Origin of the sequence: Ruoffia sp. FAM 26255, from assembly GCF_045528525.1 — a bacterium.
GTDB lineage: Bacteria > Bacillota > Bacilli > Lactobacillales > Aerococcaceae > Ruoffia > Ruoffia tabacinasalis.
On sequence record NZ_JBGQQX010000009.1, the window covers coordinates 24,919 to 45,160 of the forward strand.

The window sequence follows — 20,242 nt, forward strand, 5'->3', positions numbered from 1 at the left end:
TTTTTAGCCTTTTGCTTCTGTATAAGCTATTATCAAATGTAGAGATAATTACATCAAGTAAGGGAGGGTGGAAGATGAAGCGAGTGACGATAGATAATGTATCCATTGGTCAAGGGAGACCTAAAATAATTGTACCGATTATTGGTAAAACTCGTGCGGAGATTATTAAAGCTGCAAAAGAGGCAGGTGAGTCATCAGGTGATTTAGTGGAATGGCGCATTGATTTTTATGAAGATGTGGAAAAATCGGGCGCAGTGAGCGAACTTTCTAAAGTTGTCAAACAACTGGTGAATAAGTCGTTGTTAATTACCTTCCGTACTTTTGAAGAAGGTGGGGAACGCGAGCTATCCTATGAGCAATATGTTGCCCTTTATCAAGAAATTATTAATGAAGGACACGTTGATTTATTAGATATTGAGTTATTTATCCCAGAAGAAAAGTTAGACGGTCTTATTCAAGAGTGTCGCAGTCAAGGGATTTATGTGGTGCTATGTAATCATGACTTTGAACGAACACCTCCAGAGGAAGAGATTATTCGTCGTCTTGAGTTGATGGAGAGTAAAGGGGCAGATATTTGCAAGATAGCTGTTATGCCACAAACGCCAGAAGATGTATTAACACTTTTGAAAGCAACGCATCGACGTCAACAATTTTCCAAAGTACCTTTAATAACAATGTCTATGGGTAATTTAGGAATGGTTAGTCGCCTTGCTGGCGAAGCATTTGGCTCTGCAGCAACTTTCGGTTCTTTAGGAAAAGCATCTGCTCCCGGTCAAATGGCTGTTGAAGATTTAGCAGTCGCTTTAAAGAATTTGAGTTTATAAAAAGAAGGGAGCATAGATTGCTCCCCTTCTTTAATGCTTATTCAAATGGTAGTTTGTAATCTGTCCAGCCTAATTCATCACGAATAGTAATCATTTCTTGTTGCACCCCTTCATTTAGAGGGAGACCGGTATCTTTGCGTTCTAACCACACGAGGTGTTCTTTTTCACCGGCAGTATAAATGCGTTCTTCGCCTGGCGCCACTTCTGAATTTCTTAAAGCTCTTAAGATATCTCCGGCTGTCTTCTTGAAGCTGTCTAAACCAACGAAAGCTTCGGTATCAATAGCAATAAAGAAATGTCCTAGATGGAACTTCTGTTTCTCGCCATTTTCCCCAATACCTGATAACATATGCAAGAAGTTTCCTTGTTGTAGGGCAGCTGATAGTACTTCTACAAAAGTTGCATAACCATAACCTTTATATCCAGCGAGTTCTTCACCGATACCCCCAAGTGGTGCTAGCGCTGCTTGACCATTAACTAACGCTTCTAGAATTTCAGGCGAGTCAGTCATTGCTTTTCCGTCACGACCAATCACCATTCCTGCAGGTGTATCTTGACCAATACGTGCGTAATATTCAATCTTTCCGCGTTGACTAATTGAAGTCGCACAGTCTAATGAAAATGGAAAATCCTCATCGGTTGGGAAACCGAGTGTGAGTGGGTTTGTACCTAACATATTCTCAACTCCAAAAGTAGGCGCAATCGAAGGGCGCGCATTCGTCCCGGTCATGCCGATGCAACCTGCTTTTGCAGCCATATCTGTGTAATAACCCGCAATTCCGTAGTGAGTTGAGTTTCGAACCGCAACCATACCCATTCCGAACTCTTTCGCTTTATCGATCGCCATCTGCATGGCTTTATATCCAATGACTTGTCCCATCCCATCATGTCCGTCCACAACTGCTGTTGTCGGTGTTTCACGAACAACTTCAAAATTCGTCTCCGGATGTTGAATACCTGCCTTAATTCGATCAAGATAAATTGGTTTAAAGCGGTTTACCCCATGTGATTCAATCCCTTTGCGGTCAGACGCAAGTAGCACATCTGTACAAATATCCGCATCTTCTTCTGGAATCCCATAAGCCATAAAGACATCTTTGACAAACTTTGTTACCCAATCCCATTCAACAGTAAAAGTTTGACCCATTTTCTATTCCTCCTAGTAATTTTAACTGGCTTTGTAAGCGTTTCCTGGCACTTTAAAATTAGCATATTCAGGTTTAAATAACAAGGAATTTATAAAAAGTATTTATAAAAGGTGCAAAAAAATTATAAATGTAGAAACAGAGGATACGCCAGCTCCCTCACCTGAGCTAGCGAATGCAAGAGAACTTCGCCAGCTCGCCCACCTGAGCTAGCGAATCCAAGACAACTTCGCCAGTTCGCGCATCTGAGCTAGCGAATCCAGGCCAACTCCACCAGCTCGTCCACCCGAGCTGGTGAATCACCGCAGCTTCCCGACCCAACCCCCGAAAAGCACAACAAAAGCGACAAAGTATCAAGATAATAAGATACTTTGTCGCTTATATTTTTTATGAGAAGATGAGCTACATTAAAGTGACATTTAAAAGGATGAGGTGTGTCGAATATATTCATAAATGCGGACTTGCGAATTGCTTTCTTGCATTTTCACTCTGAAGATAAAGTAATGATTTTTATTATCTTTTGCTTTCATTGCGGGGAGCTTAAAGTAATTGGTTTGTGACTCATTCATAGTAAAAAGAATGTCATCGACCATAAATGTTAAAGGGACGACCAAATTTGAATAAGCATTAAAATCTTGTTCAAATCGCATAAAATTCTCACTAAAATAATCGAATTGAACACTACTATTCTGTATGTTTCTAGAATCCATCGTCCAATTCCTCCTCTAATTTGATTGATATGATGTGTTTAATAGATATAAAGTAGTGGGCATTCTCACTTTGTATACCAACTTGATCTGCTTGTACGGAATCGATTTTCCCGCGTATTTCTTTAGACTTTTCGTCCTGTATGATTTGAAAAATACCAGATAGCTTTTGCAAGTATAATTGGTTGAGTAAGAGAAGTTTCTCTCCTAAAGGGAGCGATTGGCTAAAATCAATCGTCTCGGCTTCAGTTGTGAGCGCGGTGGTGTGTTCTGATAGGAAAAAGCCCATCCATTTAGCCATCTTCCGGTCTTGGTAATTCCGAGCAGAACGGTAAGGAAGATAGCTTCGATCAACTGTCATGCTAACCCATCCAAGCCACCAGCGCCACCTGCCGCATGGCCACCGATAAGTTGACTACGCGCTTTACTTCTGGAGTTTTCTTTAAGTACAGTTGCACGTTGCACGGACAAGAAGCCAAATCGTTCACGAACATCATCAATTGTTTTTTCAAGGGTTTCTTCTTTCTCAACTTGTTCAAAATTATCAAATAAAGATATAAAAGCATATTTCTCATCAACAAAATTATTATAGCGAACAGCGATATTTCGAACGGCACCGCCATTATATTTTGAACGAAAAAGACTGATGACATGACCGATGAGCACTTTTGTATTTTGAGTGGGGTCGACTTTTCTTTGAACATGAATGGATGATCGTTCAGCAGTGTGAGAGAAGCCAATAGATATTGCCACACTGGTTGTCTTTTTATGAGCTTTACGCAAACGGATAGCTACTTGCTCAGCCATTTCGCTTAAGACGAGTTCGATGTCGGATTGCTTATAGTAATCCTTGTGCAGAACTTGCGAGTTACCTAAACCTGTGGATTTGGCTTTATAAGGGTAACGCACATCACTTTCATCCACTCCATTAGCATGAAACCAGAGTTGCAGACCAATAACGCCAAACTCTTGTTTGAGTAGTTCAGGGTTACTGTTAGCTAAATCTCTAATAGAGTAAATTTTCATTCGTTCAAGACGAATGGCTGTTCGCCGTCCGATTCCCCAAAAGTCAGTGAGTTTTTTAATGTTCCAGACTTTCGTTTCAACATCTTCATAAGACCAATTAGCACGCATGTTTGGTGTATATTTTGCTTCATTATCTAGTGCTAATTTAGCAAGAAGTGGGTTCGCATTACTCATACCGACTGTTGAAAAAACACCGGTTGCTTTCCAGATTTCTCGTTGAATCTGTTCAGAAATCCCATCGAGTTTAGCACGGCGAGAGATATTTTTTTGCTTAGTAAAATAATCTAGCGAACGTGTTAGATCAATGAAACTTTCATCAATAGAGTAGGGCAGAATTTCCTCCTTAGGGGCATAATTTTGAAGAATGTCATGAATAATCATATTTTTCTCAATATATAAGCTCATTCTTGGAGGAACGATGAGTGTTTTTCGTGCCCAACTCTCAATAAAGCGAACATATTCTCGATTTGTGGGTAAATTTTGACGTTTGGCAACATAGTAATTGAATCGCCGAGTCTGAATATTAAAGGGTAAATCATAGCTTCTCCCCACATTCTCCTTACCGAAAACTTTCTTAAACGTTGGTGAAGAGGCGAGAATCAAACCGTTTGCATTATCGGCTCGACTCATCACACATAAAGAAGTATAGAGGGGGTGGAGGCCACGTTCCACGCACTCAACGCTGGCATAAAAGGATTTCATATCAATGAAAGCTATGTCAGATTTAGGCTCTTTATCATACTGAATGTTTCCCATTATAATCCTCCTTTTGATAAAACCTTGAGTCCATTATACGAACAAACGTTCGTATAAGCAAGTGGAATATTTTAAAAACTGTGACTTGACGAGAGGTAAGAAGTGTATATACTGATATGGAGATTAAGATTATAAGGAAGGGGTTATTCAATGGAATATGTTGCATTTGACTTTGAAACAGCCAACGGTCAGCGCTGGTCAGCTTGTTCACTTGGGGCAGTAAAAGTTGTCGACGGAATTATGGTTAAGCATTTTTACGAATTAATTGATCCACTGACTTCTTTTGCACCGAACAATATTCGTATTCACGGAATAACACCCGAACAAGTTCAAGGAAAACCAGCATATGATGAAGTGATTGGGCGATTTCAAGAATTTGTAGGAGAAGCACCAGTTGTGAGTCATACTCAATTTGACCGAGGTGTGATTCGATCAGCCAATGAAAAATTCAGTCTCCCAGAGTTAGGTATGAATTATTTTGACTCTTGTCAGCTGGCCCGTAATTTATGGCGCGGAAAGCTCTCAAGTTTTAGTTTGAAATCATTATGCCAGCAAATAAAATTTGAATTTAATCATCATAATGCTCTAGAAGATGCGCGAGCCGCTGCTTATGTCATCCACGCTTTAACGATGTACTCGAAGACGCAGACTGTTGAGGATTTGTTGAAAGTAGGAAATGTGAAGCAGTTTTATAGATTGTAGAAACGAAAACCCAACCTCCCGCCATCCATACCCGGCTGGCCATTTTTTTCCGAATTCACCCTAAAAATATCTGATGATTTATGATATGTTTATTATAGCGAAAAGAGAGCGTGACTCTCTTTTTTTATTGGGCGGATGATAAAATTTGGTCCTTTAGCCCTATGAAGTTTAGCTATAAATATAATACTGTAAAGTTAATAAAAGACGATTTGTTTCAATCAGAGAGGGTAGGTTTTATGGATATGGCACCACTGTCAAAAGATATTATGTTTTTCAAAAGAAATAAGCAAGTGTTAAAGTGGGGAGCCATTGTCGGAGCGGTGATTACGTTCATCATATTTGCCTATTTTTTCAAAATTGATTTATTTAATCATCCAGAAATTCTTCAAGAAAGACTCGAGAGAACTGGGGCATTCGCACCAATTGTCTTTTTCCTTCTATCTATCATCAATACCGTGTATCCAATCGTTCCCGGCGGGCTCGGGAGTGTGATTGCTTATGCCGCATTTGGGCCACTACTGGGCTTTATTTTGGCGTTTTCAGCGAATTTTCTCGGGTCATTGATATTATTTTGGTTGGCGAAACGCTTCGGGCAGCCAATTTTATATGCTTTTTTAGATGAAAAATTAGTTGAAAAAGGTTTGAGTTATTTAGATAGAGGTTATTACATTGAGTGGATACTTGCGGTGGTGCTTGTAGTACCAGGATTGCCGGATGAGTTATTCATCATGATCAGTGGCTTAAGTGATTTGACTTACAAGCGAATGGTCATCATCCAATTGATATTTAAACCGGTCACGATGTTTTTATTTATGGCCGGGGTGCACAATTTCTTAGGTTTACTCTCAAATTTATTCTCATAAAAGAAGCCAGGCGAGTGCCTGGCTTTTTATGTACGTGAAATTATTTGATGTACAGCGTCAAATTGTTCAATTGAAAAACGTAAACTGATAATCTCCTTTTCAAAAGACAAATCAACAGTAAAATAATCATCCTCTTTTTCAATCTGACTCCCGATAACGTCGGTTAAAGCTTTACTTTTAGGAATCAAACCGGCGATGCCTCTTTTATTAGACTTATAATAGATAAAATCTTTTGAAAGGCCTGACGTAAAAGGAATCGCAACAAAATTAATAGCGATTAAAATAAGTAAGCCGTATTGAATAAAAGTCTCACCAAATTCGAATCCAACCTCTAGAAATACAATCGCAATAATCACAGGCGTTGCATAAAATAATCGCTGATGATTCTCGCGAATTTGTATCTGGCGAAAAGCATTGAATTGATGAAAAAGGGTGTAGCCCAAGAGGGCGATTAAAATTAAAATAATGATCGTTAACATGGAAAAGCAAACAACTCCTTTGTTTAGATATTATAACAGAAAATATATAGAAGCTGAGCAAGGTTAAGAAAAATGATCAGGCAAACTAATTTCAATCCCAAGAACACCATAGTGCGCTTGTTGCTCTAATGAATAATGAGCTTCCATATCTTCTGGAGAAGCAGCCTCCACATTATTAGAAGTATAGCCACATTTTAGTAAAGGAAGAGCCTGATATAGTTCCACGAAAGAAGGGAACGGATGTAAAGCAATTACATCCTCCTGAATTGTTTGTGTTAAATCATTTAAGTGCTCAAATACAACTTGAGCACCAACTTGAACTTAGCGACGCTTTTCATCATTTAGACGGAGTTCAATCGTTTTTTGTCCCTGTTTAATCATATCAAAAGGTTCTGAGTTTAATTTCATCTTATATATGGTCATGATTATTCATCTCACTGTATTTAGAATGGATATCAAAGCCGTGGTCTAAAGGCCCAGACCCTTTACCTAAATCAAGTCCTGCTCTTAATGCATCCGTTAAATAGGCTTTTGAGCGTTCAATAGAAGTAATTAAATCAAAATCTTTCGCTAAGTTAGAGGCGATAGCACTTGCTAGAGTACAACCTGTTCCATGGGCATTTGGATTATCCACGCGTTCGCTCTCGAACCAATGAACCTTTCCTTCATGATATAGAACATCATTGGCATCCGTTTGACGGTGTCCACCTTTACAAAGGACAGCACAATGATAAGTATCGCCAATATGTTTTGCAGCTGCGACCATGTCGTCATGGGTTTTAATTTTAAGGCCAGATAATGCTTCAGCTTCCGCGATATTTGGTGTGAGAACAGTCGCGATAGGGAGTAATTCTTGTTTCAACGTCTCGGTAGCGTCGGATTCCATCAAAGTAGAACCACTGGTTGCCACCATGACAGGATCTACTACGACTAAAGGCACGTCGTACTCATTTAATTTATCCGCAATGACTTTAATTAACGGCGCACTTGAGACCATTCCAATTTTAACCGCATCGGGGTAAATATCTGTGAACACAGCATCAAGCTGGGCAGCTAAAAATTCGGGCGTTGATTCTAAGACATCAGTGACACCTAAAGTATTTTGAGCAGTTAAAGCAGTAATCGCACTCATGCCATAAACCCCATGACTAATCATCGTCTTTAAGTCTGCTTGAATGCCAGCGCCTCCACTCGAATCGCTTCCGGCAATGGTTAATACAGTTTTCATACATGTTACCTCCTTAAAGTAAGTTTGAAACTGCTTCTTTTAAATTGTGTGCCGCTTCTTGAATATCATCTTGAGCAAAAATCGCACTGATGGCGACAATACCTGCAATATCAGTATCTTGTAACTGAGAAACATTCGATAATGTAACGCCACCAATAGCAACAACGGGAATGTTTACTGATTGACAAATGGCTTTAAGTGTTTCAATTGAAACGGGCTCAGTATCAGTCTTTGTTTGAGTGGGAAACATAGCTCCAACGCCGATGTAATCAGCACCATGCTCTTGAGCGGCTAAAGCATGTTCAACCGTTCGGCAAGATACACCGAGTAACTTATTTGGGCCTAATTTTTCGCGGACTTGACTGGCTTGCATATCGTTTTGACCTACGTGAACGCCATCAGCATCAGCTTCAAGGGCAATATCCACGCGATCATTGATAATTAATGGGACATTGTAAGACTGACATAAAGGTTTTAATCGTTTAGCTTGTTCAAGAAACTCTGCTTCAGAAAGAGTCTTTTCTCGAAGCTGTAAAATCGTTGCGCCCCCCTCGAGAGCTTCTTTGACATGGTCTTCTAAGGTAGCACCATTTAACCAAGTTCGGTCTGTAATGGCATATAAGGTGAGTTGTTCAGGTTTAATTGACATGTTTACGGCCTCCTGATTCGTGAATCGTCACGGTATGTTGAATTTTGGTAATTTGTTCAATTTGACTAGCATAATCGAAGAGTTGTCTGTGTGCTTGACCCAAACCTGCGGAACTTTCTTTAACCAGTTTACCTATGACTTTCCAACTATAGGAAGCGCTAAGCGCAGCTGTTAGCGGGTCAGTCACATCGGATAGAGCGCCACATAGGACAGAAAGCATATCACCTGTTCCGGTAACTTTGGTGAGAATTGAGCTACCTCCTTCGATTAAGTAAGAGTGAGTACCGTTGGTAACAAAGTCATCTTTTCCAGTCATCAAGACAACACAATCCAACTGTTGGGCTAAGACGACGGCATCTGATTGTCCATCATCAGAATGGGATTGAGCGAAACTATCAACGCCTCGTGCTTGGCTTTTAGACCCTAACAAACTTTGGACTTCTCCAACATTGGCTCTAATAATGGTTGGTTGAACTTCTTTTAAAAGTTGTGTGACTTTTTCTTTTCGATAAAGGCTCGCCCCAATGCCGACGGGATCGACAATCACAGGATGGGCATATTTATTTGCATATACGCCGGCTTTGGTACAAGTAGCGTATTTTGAATCATTGGGTGTGCCTAAGTTTAAAACTGTTGCTTGACTAATTCGGGTAATATCTTCCATCTCTTGGATGGCGCTCGCCATGATTGGGCTTGCCCCCACAGCAAGGAGTAAGTTAGCACAGTCATTGGCACTAACTAGATTACTAATCGTATGCACAAGTGGATGGGCTTCTCGAACTTTTCCCCATAAATGATTAATCTCTATCATTTGATCGGTCACTTCTTTCTAGCCAGGTGAGGCGATTATTTCGTTTAAGTATGTTAATAATTCCAACGGCAATGATTGTTCCAGTAATCGTGGAAATAAGAAAAGGAATTACGTAAGCGTAAAAGGCTAGCGTTCCAACACTTTCTCCTAAAAATAAAATAGCGAGTGGCCATGCGACAAGTCCACCTAGAATTCCGGTTCCAATTATTTCACCTAGGCTAGTGAGGAAAAGACTTTTTGTTTTAGCAAAGATTAGGCCACATAAAAAGGCACCAATCATACTTCCAGGAAAGGCCATAATAGTACCTAGACCGAATAAATTCCGTAATAGACTGGCGATAAAAGCGACAGCAACGCCATAACTAGGACCTAAAAGCACAGCGCAGATGATGTTAATAATATGTTGAACGGGTGCCGCTCGCGAGCCTAGAATTGGGAAAGAAAGCAAACTTCCAACTACGGCTAATCCAGAAAGAATACCAGCTAAGACAAGTTTTTGGGTTCTCGATGATTTCATGTTCTCACTCCTCTAATTTCATTTTAAATAGACAAAAAGGCAGAGATATCCAGTATAGGTCATCTCCGCCAGTAGCTTTTAAGGCAAATTATGATCCCTACACTGCAAGCAGCCAGGTTCAGCGGGTCGAATGTCACATTCCTCTCAGCTCTACTTTCAAAAGCTCCCCGTATTTTTAATGATGTAATCTATGAAATATTGTACAACAGTGTTAGGTAGGTTGCAAACGTATGCAATCGGAAAGCCTATTAGAATAAGGTCAATTATTACAATCAAATGTACATGCAAGTGTTATGTTACAGACAAAATACAGTTCATTTAAAAGGAAGAAATGTCATTGGCTTCCAGATTTTACTATGCTAAAGTAGTTCATGTCAGAAAAATAAATTAAAAAAAGGTGAACTTATATATGAACTTTAAAAAGAAATTATGGCTTGGATCATCAATCTTAGCATTGATGTCACATGGCCCAATCGCAATGGCGATTGATTCAGATACTACATGGCAAGCTCGCCAATTAGAAGATGTGCTTGAAGAAATCGTTGTGACTGAAGAGAATGAATTATCTTATACAGTAAAATACGGAGATACTTTAAGTGTCATCTCTGAAGCGATGAATATTGAATTACGTTATTTAGCGGAAATTAATAACATTGAAAATGTTGACTTAATCTTTCCTGAGACAGTTTTAACTGCTCAATATGATGCGAATGACCGCGCAAGCAACTTAACAGTTGATGCACCAAATGGAGATACTTTAGAAGTAAGTATTCCAGTCAACTTATCAGATATTCCAGAAGTAGAAGAAGTTGCTCCAGAAGCAATGCCTGAACCTGAAACAGAAACGGAAGTTGTTGAAGAAGCACCTGTTGAAGAAGTAGTTGTTCCTGAAGAGACAGTTACAGAAACAGAAACGGAATCATCAGCAGGTGGTGCTGCACCATCAAATACAATTATTGAAGAAGTTCCAGCATGGGTAGAAGAAGAGCCAGCGGTAGAAGCGCTGGTTGAAGAAGCACCTGTTGAAACAGAAGTTGTTGAAGAAGCTCCAGTTGTCGAAGCAGCCGCTTATACAGAAGCACCAGCGACAGAAGTTCCAGCTGAAACGGCACCTGTTTACGAAGAACCTGTTTACGGAGAAGTACCAGTAGAAGAAGCTCCAATTGAGGAAGCGCCTATCGAAGCGGCTCCTGTAGAGGAAGTCCCAGTTGAGGCACCGGTTTATGAAGAGCCAACTTACGAAACTGATTTAACTGTTGACGAAAACAGTCAAGCTTGGGAACCAGTTGAAGAAGAAACACCAGTAGTTGACGAACCAGTATACGAAGAACCTGAAGAACCAGTCTATGAAGAGCCTGTTTACGAGGAACCAGTATACGAAGAACCAGTATACGAAGAACCTGTTTATGAAGAACCAGCAACAGACCCAGCAGCTAACCCTGAAAACGCTGGCTTACAACCACATGCAGCAGCTTATAAAGAAGAAGTTGCAGCAATCTATGGTATCGACTCATTCAGCCTTTACCGTCCAGGTGACGCACAAGATCACGGTGCAGGATTAGCCGTTGACTTTATGGTACCTGTTGGATCTCAAGTGGGAGATGACATTGCTAATTACTCAATCAATAGTATGGCAGAAAATGATATCTCATACGTTATTTGGGAACAACAAATTTATGGAGATTGGAACCAACAATGGACAGCGATGGAAGACCGTGGAAGTATCACTGCCAACCATTATGACCATGTTCACGTTTCATTCAACCCAGCATACTAAGAATAAACTAAAGCTAGAGTGATATATTCACTTTAGCTTTTTTGTTGTCTAAAATCATTTAATTCACATTTTATTCTATTTAAGCTAATATGATAACTACAAAGATGATTGAAGGAGAATTATATGAAGATAAATGAAAATCAATCAAAAGGGCAAATATTAAAGCAATTATTCTTATCAACCTTAATGTTAAGTGGCTTTACCTTTGGGGGTGGCTATGTCATTATCACTCTAATGAAAAAAACGTTTGTAGATGATTATGGCTGGATCGATGAAGATGAGATGTTAGATTTAGTCGCGATTGCACAATCAGCTCCAGGTGCGATTGCCGTGAATGGAGCCATCGTTGTTGGTTATAAATTAGCTGGGATGCTTGGAGTATTAACCGCTGTAATCGCAACGATCATTCCTCCATTCGCGATTATATCTCTCATTGCATTATTTTATGATGCTTTCCGGGAAAATACTTTCATCGCCTTAATGCTTGAAGGGATGCAAGCGGGTGTTGGTGCCGTAATCACAGCTGTGGTGATTGGAATGGGGCAACAAGTGACCAACACAAAAAGTCCACTCTTTATTGCAACGATGTTTATCGCCTTTATTGCTAATTATATTTTCAATGTCAATGTGATGTTAATTATTCTAGTGGCAGCTAGTATTGGATTGATTCAATTTTTCTTTAACCGCAATAAAGGAGGTATGACTCAATGATTTATTGGCAATTATTTGTCAGCTTTTTAAAAGTGGGTGCTTTCAGTTTTGGAGGAGGATACGCGGCTTTACCTTTAATTCAAGCAGAAATTGTTGATTCACATCAATGGCTGACTTTACAAGAATTCACAGATTTAATTACCATTTCTCAGATGACGCCGGGACCGATTGCGATTAACTCAGCTACCTTTGTGGGAACTCAAATTGCGGGTGTCTTTGGGGCAGTTGCTGCGACACTTGGTTCAGTTTTTCCCTCAGTTATATTGGTGACAATTTTGGCTTTTCTATATATGAAATACCGTCAGATGGATGTTTTACAATATGTGCTTAGAGCACTTCGTCCCGCAGTCGTCGCTATGATTGCAACGGCAGGTGTTTCAATTTTAGTGACATCTTTTTGGGGAACTGAAGTGATAGGGATTGAGACGATTAAGATCACAGCGGTTATCATCTTCGGAATCTGTCTTTTCTTACTTATGAAATGGAAAGTAGATCCAGTGAAAGTCATGTTACTTGCAGGTGTATTAAATGTGATTGCGTCAGTTATCATTGGAGCATTTTAGGTGGCAAAGCCTAATTTTGCAAAAAAAAGTAATTATTCTTTTCTATAGAGTGGTTATTCAAGGAAATTTTGATACAATAATAAAGTAAGCATTATCATTCTAGAGAATTATTTAGTGGGTGAAATATATCAGTTAAAGATGGAGGAGTAATGATGACAACGAAAGATAAAATTATCGCAATTGACTTAGGGGGTACATCAGCAAAATTAGCTATTGTATCGACAAATGGAGAAATACTCCAAAAATGGTCGGTAAATACAGTAGTTTTAAATGGTGGGAAGGCAATTGTTCCGAATCTGATTGAATCAATACAAGAAAGAATGGATTTATATCAATTAACAACAGAAGACTTTTTAGGTATTGGTATGGGAAGTCCTGGAACGGTTAATCATATCGATTTAACAGTAACAGGCGCGTATAATTTAAACTGGGTGGAGACTCAAAATGTCGGAGAACAATTTATCGAAGCCTTTAAATTACCATTCTACTTGGATAATGATGCTAATATTGCTGCTTTAGGTGAACAACGTCATGGATCAGGAGATAATGCTTCCGATGTTGTGATGGTGACTTTAGGAACCGGTGTCGGTGGCGGAATTATTGTTGATAGTAAAATCGTCCATGGAAGTTCAGGCGCAGCAGGTGAAATCGGCCACATGACGATTGATAAAGATAGTGGTATTGCGTGTACTTGTGGAAAAATCGGGTGTTTAGAAGCTTTAGCTTCAGCGACAGGATTGATGAATCTAACACGTGAGTACTCTGAAGAATATAGTGGAGACTCTGAGATTAAAAAACGTATCGATAATGGTGAAGAACTGAGTGCGAAAGATATCTTTGAAGCATCAGAACAACATGATGTATTTGCTAAACACGTGGTTGAACAGTTTGGTGAGTACCTCGGCTTAGGTTGTTCACATATCGTGAACATGTTAAACCCATCTAAAATCATTCTAGGTGGGGGCGTAGCACAAGCGGGAGAGTATCTACGTGAAATAGTTGCAAGACATTGCGATAATTATATCTTCCCAGCACTTAAAGGAAAGACTGAAATAGTTATTGCATCATTAGGTAATGATGCAGCAGTTTTAGGAGCAGCTGAGTTAGTGAATGATGGTAAATTAGTCGGATAAAATTGCATAACAAAAAATAAGCCCTGATTTCCTTGGAAGTCAGGGCTTGTTTTACAGAATAATGAATATAAGTGCATTTAGATAGTGTTTAAACACTTTATACAGTGGTTATTTCTTACCAAAAAGTTTTTGCCACCAAGTCAAGCTCTTTTCAAACTCAATGTCTTCAACAAGTTTTAATTGCTGCTGTTGCTGTTGTAACTGTAACTGTTGAGATTGATTTAATAATTGCGTTAATTTATCAATTTGCTCATCTTTAGCTCTTAATTGATCATGATACACTTCTAATTGCTCTTGGTTTACTTCAATTTGATCGTCTAGATTATCAATCCACTCATATAGTAAATCCAACATTTCTTGACTCGTTTCTTTAGATAAAGAGTCTTGGTCTTCGTCTTCATCATCATCTTTTTCTGAGTCAGTTTCATTAGTTTCATCAGTTTGTTCGGTTTGTTCAGATGACTTAGTTTGAGCTGGCTGCTCAGACTGTTCAGATTCAACCGATTCAACAGTTTCTGTATCAGTTTCCACTTCTTCAGCAGCTTTTTCTGCGACATCTTCAGCCGTAGGCGGATTCATCAAGTCGTGTATAGCTTGAGTAATTAATAACTGTGCACGTTCAGTTAAGTAATTAGTGCCATTTTGTTGAAGAATGAGACTATCATCTAGTTTCCGACTTTGGTAGGATACTTTACTTTTAGGAACACCCAACTTATCTGCTAATTGTTTGACAGTGATTAATTCACTCATGATTTTCTCTCCTTAGTGATATTCTTATATACTTAAGATTAAGCCATAAATCGTTTAAAGGCAATGGTAAAAAGTAAATTATTTGGTTAAAATATTGAATTATTTAAGAATAAAGGTGTTTAAAGTGGTAAAACAGGATGTTTAATCATTATTCACTGTCACCACAGGAACTTTTCGGTCATTTTGATTAGAGTCTGCTATGATATGGATAATAATGATTTTGAAAGGTGGATAAACATGAGAATTTCAAAAGACAATGTTATTTATAGTATGGATAAAGAAAACCAAGCCGTTGGGACCGTTAAAAGCGGAGCTCAAGTGATATTTGAAACGAAAGATTGCTTTTCAGATACCATTAAAACAGAATCAGATGTTATTAGTGAAATTGACTTTAATAAAGTAAACCCTGCTACGGGACCTTTATACATTGAAGGAGCACAGCCAGGGGATGTGCTAAAAGTAACAATTAATACGATTAGATTGAATGATTACGGTGTCGTTGTTTCAGCACCTGGTTTAAATAAACTGTTCACCAAAGGAATTGAGGAAGAACAAACAGTCATTTGTCCTATTCACGAAGATAAAGGTACTTTTGAATTCCAAGGTGTTGAATTTCCGCTGAATAAAATGATTGGCGTCATTGGAACAGCAAATGCTGATGAAGGAATCACAACAGGTACACCAGGACCTCATGGTGGGAATATGGATAATACGATGATTTCAGAAGGGTCAGTCGTGTATTTACCAGTTCATACCGAAGGAGCCTTACTTGCGATTGGTGATATGCATGCCTCAATGGGTGACGGTGAAGTTTGGGGTTGTGGTGTTGAAGCGGGAGGCGAAGCTCATGTCACTGTAGAAGTAATGAAGGATTACCCACATTCAGGTCCATTAGTTGAAACTGCTGAAGCCTATTATTCATATGGCTATGGGGAAACTACTAATGAAGCCATTGTGATGGCAAATGACCATATGGTAGAATTCTTAATGAAAGAAGCGGGACTCACTTTTAACCAAGCCGGGATGTTAATGACAATTAAAGCAGACTTAGCTGCCTGTCAAACAGTTAATCCGGACGCTTCTATGCGAGTAGGAATACAGAAAGAATTCGTAGAATTAGCTAAAAATTTTAAATAAAAGCAAACAAAAACGGTCTCCCATTTGAAAAGGAGACCGTTTATTTTATTGAAACCAGAAGTCAGTAAAGTTGTCTTTAAATGCTCTATACGCAAAGTTTCCGCTCACATAATGATATGAACGAATTAAGTTGCCTTTTGAATCGTACTCGCTAAACACGTTAGCTTTACCACTGTTAATAGCATAGTTCCCATTTGGTAAGGGATCAACGTTACTTACAATTGACGAATAAGGAACAGGGAATGATTGAATAAGTTCAAAGGTTCCTTCACTTTCATCGATTAAATATTTATACATATAAGAAAGATCATCAGGGTTAGGCTCGAAGTTGCGACTATTGTGCTCTTCAATGTGACCCATATAATCAGGACGTGTTAAATAACGCCAATAATTATTATTAAAGAATGTAACATAATATTCGCCATCACTTTGAATTGACGTTCTAGAAAGATTCAATGAATGCTGGCCACCGTGAAGCGGGAATGTTCCTTTTTGTGTTAATAGTAAGTTGCTGTAGTCCGTTCCCATCCAAACAGGTTCTGGCCCAATTAAGTAATCAACTTTTGGTTCATCATAAAGATTGCTAACTTTAATGATTGTTGAAGTCTCACGAGAACTTAACAGAACAGCGTCTTCGTCGACTTTTTCTATCGAATTAATGTGGATCCAATCTAAATCTGTGGCATCACCATCTTGATTATATGAAGGGGTCGTCACTTGCATATAGTCACCAAACACATCTTTTAAATCTAGTAACTCTTTGATCTGACCTGAATTCAAATCAAGCGATAAGATAATATCTTCTCGACGAATCGACTTTCTATCGTTTAAAGAGGCAAGTATCAACACTTCATCCTCTTGTCCTATAATGAAATCATGATGCATGTTATAGCCAGGCATATCATAGTACTGTGTAATTTGACCCAAAGAATTCATGACAATAAGTTGTGTACTCGTATTTGCCATAATAATATAATCCTCGTGGAATAATAAATTATCAAAGCGGTATGAATTTGTGTCAATTTCAGCTCTAAGAACGCCTTCATTATCAAAGAAATACGTAAAGCCATTAAATTGTGAAGTGCCTACTAAATAGAATAGTCCATCAGATAATTGTCTTGTGCTGTCCCCATCTTGAGTTGATAAGTAACTTGGATAGAAAGAAGATGTTTTAGGCATCTGAATGTTAAAAGATAATGTATCAATCACCTCGTTCGAATTATCCACCAATTCTAATTCGATATGATTATCAACACCGGGTACGAGGCCAATAATTTGCGATTCAAACAAGTCAGAATCCTCACTCGCATTTTTTAAAGATCTTTGGAAGATGTGGTCATTCTTATGACCTTCAGTTGTAATTGTATAATTAACTGTAGCGTCGTCATTATGATGATTAAAATTAATATATAGACCATTTGTGACTGTACCGTAAGGGTTTAAGATAAAAAGAGGATCCTCAAAAGAGAAATTATGCATCGATTTTAACTTTTGAACAGCAGCATCATACTGAGTTTGTATTTCTGGATCTGTATGATTAAAATTGCGTGCGATAAATTCTGAATCAGGTAAGACAAAATCATAAACTGTAGTCGTACTATCCTGATAAAGTCGAATGTCAATATTTTCGGTGTCATCATTGTTTTCAGCGAAAATAGTCGCAGGCGTCATGACAAAAATAAAAAATGTAAAAAGTATCAGCATCCGTGGAAGAGAGTCATTATAAAGAGTTTTAAGTCGCATAGAAACCTCCTATTTATTATAAATGGCAACAAACTTACTAGTTAACTCTATGTTACCATGTGAGAAAAAATATTGAAAATACAAAATATAATTTTTCGTTAAGTACAAAAAATATATCGTACAATTATTGGTATGAAAGGATATATACTTTTAAATTTGACCTGGAGTATGGGATAATAAAGAAAAAGCAAAGGAGCCGTATAATATGACTAAAGAGGCCTTAATAATTGTAGATATGAGTTATGATTTTGTTGCTGATGACGGAGGATTGACTGTAGGGAAGCCAGGTCAAGAAATTGTACCTTATATCAGAAACTTAGCGGATGATTTTTTAAGCGCTAACAAACAAGTTGTAGTTGCGATGGATGCTCACGAACCAAATGATCCTCACTTTGACCTGTGGCCAGTGCATAATGTGGTAAATACATCGGGACAGGAATTGTATGGAGAGTTAAAAGATTGGTTCCAGGCGAATCAAGAACATAAGAATGTTCATTACTTTCCTAAACAAAATTATAATTCATTTTTTGAAACGGAATTAGCAGAAACATTGCGTAATTTAGATGTTGATACGGTACATGTAGTCGGAGTTACGACTGATATTTGTGTATTCCAAACAATTGGAGGAGCAGATGCTGAAGGCTTTAAAACACTGACACATCGCCGCGGTGTAGCAACATTCACTGATTTAGGCGAAGTGATGCTAGAGCATATGACACGTTGCTTTCATACAGAAGTTATTGACTAAGGTAAGGAAGGGAGACATATACAATGCTTGAACGAGAAAGAATGGGAAATTTTTTACTGGAATTACGTCGGGACAAAGGATTGTCGACCACTGAAGTGGCAGAAGCAATTAATGTGAGTGAAGAAGATTTAGTCAAATGGGAAGATGGTAGTAAATTACCAGAGATGGACCAAGTTCAGCCAGTAGCAGATTTCTATGGCGTCACAGTCAATGAATTATTACGTGGCGAACGTTATTCACTCGATGAATCAGCACCTTCAGAACATGATGTCACTCAAAACGTCTTAGAGTATGCGAATAATAATATGAGTGAACAGTTTAAACACACTCGAAGGGAGTGGTTAATCGCGATTACCGGAGTCTTAGCATTTGTTATCGTGGCATGTTTAATCATTGATTTTCTTAGTGTTAACACGATTACTTGGTCAGGTATTGCATCGGTTTCAATAGTTTTTGCTTGGGGAATTATACTTCCTTTATTCTTCCGTTTAACCACCCCAATCATGTCTAGTTTAATCGCTTTTAGTGTGTTGATTATTCCATATTTATTCTTATTAAACTTAGTGATCAGTGCGAATAATATACTGGTGAATGTAGCTATTCCAATTACTCTCGTCTCTCTAATCTATCTTTGGGCGTTATACTTTATTTATAAAAGAATGCATCTATCTTCATGGCGTTTCTTAGCAGTTGCAGCCTTTGGTTTAGTACCGGTTGTGATTATAATTAATTTAGTCATCAGTATGCAGTTTAATATCCCATTATTTACCGTTTGGAATGTCTTAGGCGTGTTAATATTAATCGGTATAGGTGTTGGTTTAGTCTATTTTGAAAGAGAAAAATTAAAAAAAGAGTCCGGTGAATCAATCGAAGACTCCACATCTGAAAGCAAATAATTTAGATCTAAAAAAGGGTTGATGACAAATAATGAAATCGTCATCAACCCTATATTTGAGTCTACAAAAAGACTAAGATATTCATTATATTAAAAGTACCACCCAATAACATAAGGAGAATATCTACGCATGAATCCTATTACACGAAAACTTTTTAATTTAAAGCCTCAACTATACAAAGGTTACAGGGGACAAAGAAGAGCCTGCAAACATGATGTTCGCAGGCTCTTTTTCTATTGGTTATTTAAATATAAGATTAACTACGTTTTCTACGGTAAAGTAGAAGTCCACCAACGGCTAGTAAACCGATAGCAACAACAGTAATAATCATCGTATTACTTTCACCAGTTGTCGGTAAGATGTCGTCATCTTGGTCTACAATGACGTTTCCATCGTCATCCGATTCGTCTTCTGACCCATTTGATTCATCGTCAGATCCATCATCGCTAGATTCGTCAGAACTTTCTGATCCGTCGGACTCGTCGCTAGATTCGTCACTTGACTCATCAGAACTCTCAGAACTCTCAGAACCGCCACCACCATTTTCATCCGATTCGATTAATCTAAATGCACCATATATTGCAGAACTACTACCTAGATTATCTTCGTTCAATTCAATTGTATAAACGTCATCTTCATCAGTAGCGACTGCATATTGATCTGTCGTATCATTGATTTCAGAGACTGTACCTGCTGGTGTGTCTAAAGTGATTATATAAGTACCTTCAGGCAACTCTTCGTCTGTTAACCATTGTAAGTATTCATTATATGAACCAGTAAACTCGTCACCATCATTATTTGTTACAGTCACTCCCACTTCATCAGTACGACGATCGTCTAATCCACGCACTTCCACACCTAAAGTAAATGTATCAGGGTTTGGAACTGGTGCTTCGACAAGTCTAAATGCACCGTATATTGCAGAACTACTACCTAGATTTTCGTCGTTTAATTCAATTGTATAAACGTCATCTTCATCAGTAGCGACTGCATATTGATCTGTCGTATCATTGATTTCAGAGACTGTACCTGCTGGTGTGTCTAAAGTGATTATATAAGTACCTTCAGGCAACTCTT

Annotated in this window: 22 protein-coding genes, 1 pseudogene and 1 riboswitch; of the genes and pseudogenes, 10 read left to right on the forward strand and 13 right to left on the reverse strand. The window is 38.4% G+C overall.

Going from position 1 to position 20,242, the window contains the following annotated elements:
• The first annotated feature begins 74 nt into the window (after nt 1-74).
• Complete coding sequence (gene aroD, locus ACEN31_RS03055; protein WP_407108606.1) at nt 75-824, forward strand: type I 3-dehydroquinate dehydratase; 750 nt, start codon at nt 75-77, stop codon at nt 822-824.
• Between the two features lie 37 nt (nt 825-861).
• Here aroD and ACEN31_RS03060 read toward each other — a convergent pair whose 3' ends face one another.
• The 4 genes from ACEN31_RS03060 to ACEN31_RS03075 all read right to left on the reverse strand — a co-directional run bounded on the left by ACEN31_RS03060 (nt 862) and on the right by ACEN31_RS03075 (nt 4,458).
• The gene (locus tag ACEN31_RS03060) at nt 862-1,971 is read right to left on the reverse strand and encodes an Ldh family oxidoreductase (RefSeq protein WP_407108607.1); all 1,110 of its coding nucleotides are present in this window, start codon (nt 1,969-1,971) and stop codon (nt 862-864) included.
• A gap of 417 nt (nt 1,972-2,388) precedes the next feature.
• Nucleotides 2,389-2,679 (reverse strand): DUF5960 family protein, encoded by a 291-nt coding sequence (locus tag ACEN31_RS03065; RefSeq protein ID WP_138404755.1) that lies wholly within the window; start codon nt 2,677-2,679, stop codon nt 2,389-2,391.
• Nucleotides 2,669-3,037: a DUF2642 domain-containing protein gene (locus tag ACEN31_RS03070; protein WP_407089648.1), complete on the reverse strand. Its 369-nt coding sequence runs from the start codon at nt 3,035-3,037 to the stop codon at nt 2,669-2,671. The genes ACEN31_RS03065 and ACEN31_RS03070 overlap by 11 nt, the downstream gene beginning before the upstream one ends.
• A complete protein-coding gene (locus tag ACEN31_RS03075) occupies nt 3,034-4,458 on the reverse strand; it encodes a Y-family DNA polymerase (protein ID WP_407089647.1) in 1,425 nt (474 codons plus the stop codon). Before ACEN31_RS03075 ends, ACEN31_RS03070 begins: the two co-directional genes overlap by 4 nt.
• A gap of 150 nt (nt 4,459-4,608) precedes the next feature.
• On the opposite strand from ACEN31_RS03075, the gene ACEN31_RS03080 reads away from it, so the two are divergent.
• Nucleotides 4,609-5,160, forward strand: coding sequence for a 3'-5' exonuclease (locus ACEN31_RS03080; RefSeq protein ID WP_407089646.1), 552 nt, complete (start codon nt 4,609-4,611; stop codon nt 5,158-5,160).
• A 236-nt stretch (nt 5,161-5,396) separates the two neighbouring features.
• Nucleotides 5,397-6,023: a TVP38/TMEM64 family protein gene (locus ACEN31_RS03085; RefSeq protein ID WP_407089645.1), complete on the forward strand. Its 627-nt coding sequence runs from the start codon at nt 5,397-5,399 to the stop codon at nt 6,021-6,023.
• A gap of 26 nt (nt 6,024-6,049) precedes the next feature.
• On the opposite strand, the gene ACEN31_RS03090 is transcribed toward ACEN31_RS03085, so the two are convergent.
• The 6 genes and pseudogenes from ACEN31_RS03090 to thiW form a co-directional block, all read right to left on the reverse strand.
• The gene (locus ACEN31_RS03090; protein WP_407093503.1) at nt 6,050-6,502 is read right to left on the reverse strand and encodes a hypothetical protein; all 453 of its coding nucleotides are present in this window, start codon (nt 6,500-6,502) and stop codon (nt 6,050-6,052) included.
• A gap of 63 nt (nt 6,503-6,565) precedes the next feature.
• A pseudogene (locus tag ACEN31_RS03095) lies at nt 6,566-6,880 on the reverse strand (RNA-binding protein).
• 31 nt (nt 6,881-6,911) lie between these two features.
• Nucleotides 6,912-7,730: a bifunctional hydroxymethylpyrimidine kinase/phosphomethylpyrimidine kinase gene (gene thiD / locus ACEN31_RS03100; RefSeq protein ID WP_407089642.1), complete on the reverse strand. Its 819-nt coding sequence runs from the start codon at nt 7,728-7,730 to the stop codon at nt 6,912-6,914.
• Nucleotides 7,731-7,743: 13 nt separating this feature from the next.
• On the reverse strand, nt 7,744-8,379 hold the full coding sequence (gene thiE / locus ACEN31_RS03105) for a thiamine phosphate synthase (RefSeq protein ID WP_407089641.1): 636 nt from the start codon (nt 8,377-8,379) through the stop codon (nt 7,744-7,746).
• Entirely contained in the window at nt 8,369-9,190 is an 822-nt protein-coding gene (gene thiM, locus ACEN31_RS03110) for a hydroxyethylthiazole kinase (RefSeq protein ID WP_407089640.1), read from the reverse strand. Before thiM ends, thiE begins: the two co-directional genes overlap by 11 nt.
• Complete coding sequence (gene thiW / locus ACEN31_RS03115; protein WP_407108608.1) at nt 9,177-9,707, reverse strand: energy coupling factor transporter S component ThiW; 531 nt, start codon at nt 9,705-9,707, stop codon at nt 9,177-9,179. Before thiW ends, thiM begins: the two co-directional genes overlap by 14 nt.
• A 77-nt stretch (nt 9,708-9,784) precedes the next feature.
• A riboswitch (TPP riboswitch) is annotated at nt 9,785-9,887 on the reverse strand.
• Nucleotides 9,888-10,116: 229 nt separating this feature from the next.
• Between thiW and ACEN31_RS03120 the strand changes: the two genes are divergently transcribed.
• From ACEN31_RS03120 to ACEN31_RS03135, 4 genes are all read left to right on the forward strand, one after another.
• Entirely contained in the window at nt 10,117-11,484 is a 1,368-nt protein-coding gene (locus ACEN31_RS03120; protein ID WP_407108609.1) for a LysM peptidoglycan-binding domain-containing protein, read from the forward strand.
• Nucleotides 11,485-11,607: 123 nt separating this feature from the next.
• The gene (locus tag ACEN31_RS03125; RefSeq protein ID WP_407108610.1) at nt 11,608-12,195 is read left to right on the forward strand and encodes a chromate transporter; all 588 of its coding nucleotides are present in this window, start codon (nt 11,608-11,610) and stop codon (nt 12,193-12,195) included.
• Nucleotides 12,192-12,758, forward strand: coding sequence for a chromate transporter (locus ACEN31_RS03130; RefSeq protein ID WP_407101629.1), 567 nt, complete (start codon nt 12,192-12,194; stop codon nt 12,756-12,758). Before ACEN31_RS03125 ends, ACEN31_RS03130 begins: the two co-directional genes overlap by 4 nt.
• A gap of 152 nt (nt 12,759-12,910) precedes the next feature.
• Nucleotides 12,911-13,891 carry an ROK family glucokinase gene (locus tag ACEN31_RS03135; protein WP_407101630.1) on the forward strand — a complete coding sequence of 327 codons (981 nt, stop codon included), beginning with the start codon at nt 12,911-12,913 and terminating at the stop codon, nt 13,889-13,891.
• A gap of 108 nt (nt 13,892-13,999) precedes the next feature.
• On the opposite strand, the gene ACEN31_RS03140 is transcribed toward ACEN31_RS03135, so the two are convergent.
• Entirely contained in the window at nt 14,000-14,641 is a 642-nt protein-coding gene (locus tag ACEN31_RS03140) for a hypothetical protein (RefSeq protein WP_407101631.1), read from the reverse strand.
• 237 nt (nt 14,642-14,878) lie between these two features.
• Here ACEN31_RS03140 and ACEN31_RS03145 point away from each other — a divergent pair, with 237 nt between their 5' ends.
• Nucleotides 14,879-15,778, forward strand: coding sequence for an acetamidase/formamidase family protein (locus ACEN31_RS03145; RefSeq protein ID WP_407101632.1), 900 nt, complete (start codon nt 14,879-14,881; stop codon nt 15,776-15,778).
• Nucleotides 15,779-15,823: 45 nt separating this feature from the next.
• Here ACEN31_RS03145 and ACEN31_RS03150 read toward each other — a convergent pair whose 3' ends face one another.
• The gene (locus tag ACEN31_RS03150; protein WP_407101633.1) at nt 15,824-17,521 is read right to left on the reverse strand and encodes an aryl-sulfate sulfotransferase; all 1,698 of its coding nucleotides are present in this window, start codon (nt 17,519-17,521) and stop codon (nt 15,824-15,826) included.
• A 205-nt stretch (nt 17,522-17,726) separates the two neighbouring features.
• Here ACEN31_RS03150 and ACEN31_RS03155 point away from each other — a divergent pair, with 205 nt between their 5' ends.
• Both ACEN31_RS03155 and ACEN31_RS03160 read left to right on the forward strand, forming a co-directional pair.
• Nucleotides 17,727-18,269 (forward strand): cysteine hydrolase family protein, encoded by a 543-nt coding sequence (locus ACEN31_RS03155; RefSeq protein ID WP_138404748.1) that lies wholly within the window; start codon nt 17,727-17,729, stop codon nt 18,267-18,269.
• Between the two features lie 23 nt (nt 18,270-18,292).
• The gene (locus ACEN31_RS03160) at nt 18,293-19,165 is read left to right on the forward strand and encodes a helix-turn-helix domain-containing protein (RefSeq protein ID WP_407101634.1); all 873 of its coding nucleotides are present in this window, start codon (nt 18,293-18,295) and stop codon (nt 19,163-19,165) included.
• 256 nt (nt 19,166-19,421) lie between these two features.
• Here the strand turns inward: ACEN31_RS03160 and ACEN31_RS03165 are convergent.
• A partial coding sequence (locus tag ACEN31_RS03165; protein ID WP_407101635.1) for an LPXTG cell wall anchor domain-containing protein occupies nt 19,422-20,242 on the reverse strand: 821 nt, incomplete at its 5' end.

Bases quoted from the DNA above. Each gene is read 5' to 3' on its own strand.
- aroD (WP_407108606.1), top strand. From the start codon at position 75: ATGAAGCGAGTGACGATAGATAATGTATCCATTGGTCAAGGGAGACCT.
- ACEN31_RS03060 (WP_407108607.1), bottom strand. From the start codon at position 1,971: ATGGGTCAAACTTTTACTGTTGAATGGGATTGGGTAACAAAGTTTGTC.
- ACEN31_RS03065 (WP_138404755.1), bottom strand. From the start codon at position 2,679: ATGGATTCTAGAAACATACAGAATAGTAGTGTTCAATTCGATTATTTT.
- ACEN31_RS03070 (WP_407089648.1), bottom strand. From the start codon at position 3,037: ATGACAGTTGATCGAAGCTATCTTCCTTACCGTTCTGCTCGGAATTAC.
- ACEN31_RS03075 (WP_407089647.1), bottom strand. From the start codon at position 4,458: ATGGGAAACATTCAGTATGATAAAGAGCCTAAATCTGACATAGCTTTC.
- ACEN31_RS03080 (WP_407089646.1), top strand. From the start codon at position 4,609: ATGGAATATGTTGCATTTGACTTTGAAACAGCCAACGGTCAGCGCTGG.
- ACEN31_RS03085 (WP_407089645.1), top strand. From the start codon at position 5,397: ATGGATATGGCACCACTGTCAAAAGATATTATGTTTTTCAAAAGAAAT.
- ACEN31_RS03090 (WP_407093503.1), bottom strand. From the start codon at position 6,502: ATGTTAACGATCATTATTTTAATTTTAATCGCCCTCTTGGGCTACACC.
- thiD (WP_407089642.1), bottom strand. From the start codon at position 7,730: ATGAAAACTGTATTAACCATTGCCGGAAGCGATTCGAGTGGAGGCGCT.
- thiE (WP_407089641.1), bottom strand. From the start codon at position 8,379: ATGTCAATTAAACCTGAACAACTCACCTTATATGCCATTACAGACCGA.
- thiM (WP_407089640.1), bottom strand. From the start codon at position 9,190: ATGATAGAGATTAATCATTTATGGGGAAAAGTTCGAGAAGCCCATCCA.
- thiW (WP_407108608.1), bottom strand. From the start codon at position 9,707: ATGAAATCATCGAGAACCCAAAAACTTGTCTTAGCTGGTATTCTTTCT.
- ACEN31_RS03120 (WP_407108609.1), top strand. From the start codon at position 10,117: ATGAACTTTAAAAAGAAATTATGGCTTGGATCATCAATCTTAGCATTG.
- ACEN31_RS03125 (WP_407108610.1), top strand. From the start codon at position 11,608: ATGAAGATAAATGAAAATCAATCAAAAGGGCAAATATTAAAGCAATTA.
- ACEN31_RS03130 (WP_407101629.1), top strand. From the start codon at position 12,192: ATGATTTATTGGCAATTATTTGTCAGCTTTTTAAAAGTGGGTGCTTTC.
- ACEN31_RS03135 (WP_407101630.1), top strand. From the start codon at position 12,911: ATGACAACGAAAGATAAAATTATCGCAATTGACTTAGGGGGTACATCA.
- ACEN31_RS03140 (WP_407101631.1), bottom strand. From the start codon at position 14,641: ATGAGTGAATTAATCACTGTCAAACAATTAGCAGATAAGTTGGGTGTT.
- ACEN31_RS03145 (WP_407101632.1), top strand. From the start codon at position 14,879: ATGAGAATTTCAAAAGACAATGTTATTTATAGTATGGATAAAGAAAAC.
- ACEN31_RS03150 (WP_407101633.1), bottom strand. From the start codon at position 17,521: ATGCGACTTAAAACTCTTTATAATGACTCTCTTCCACGGATGCTGATA.
- ACEN31_RS03155 (WP_138404748.1), top strand. From the start codon at position 17,727: ATGACTAAAGAGGCCTTAATAATTGTAGATATGAGTTATGATTTTGTT.
- ACEN31_RS03160 (WP_407101634.1), top strand. From the start codon at position 18,293: ATGCTTGAACGAGAAAGAATGGGAAATTTTTTACTGGAATTACGTCGG.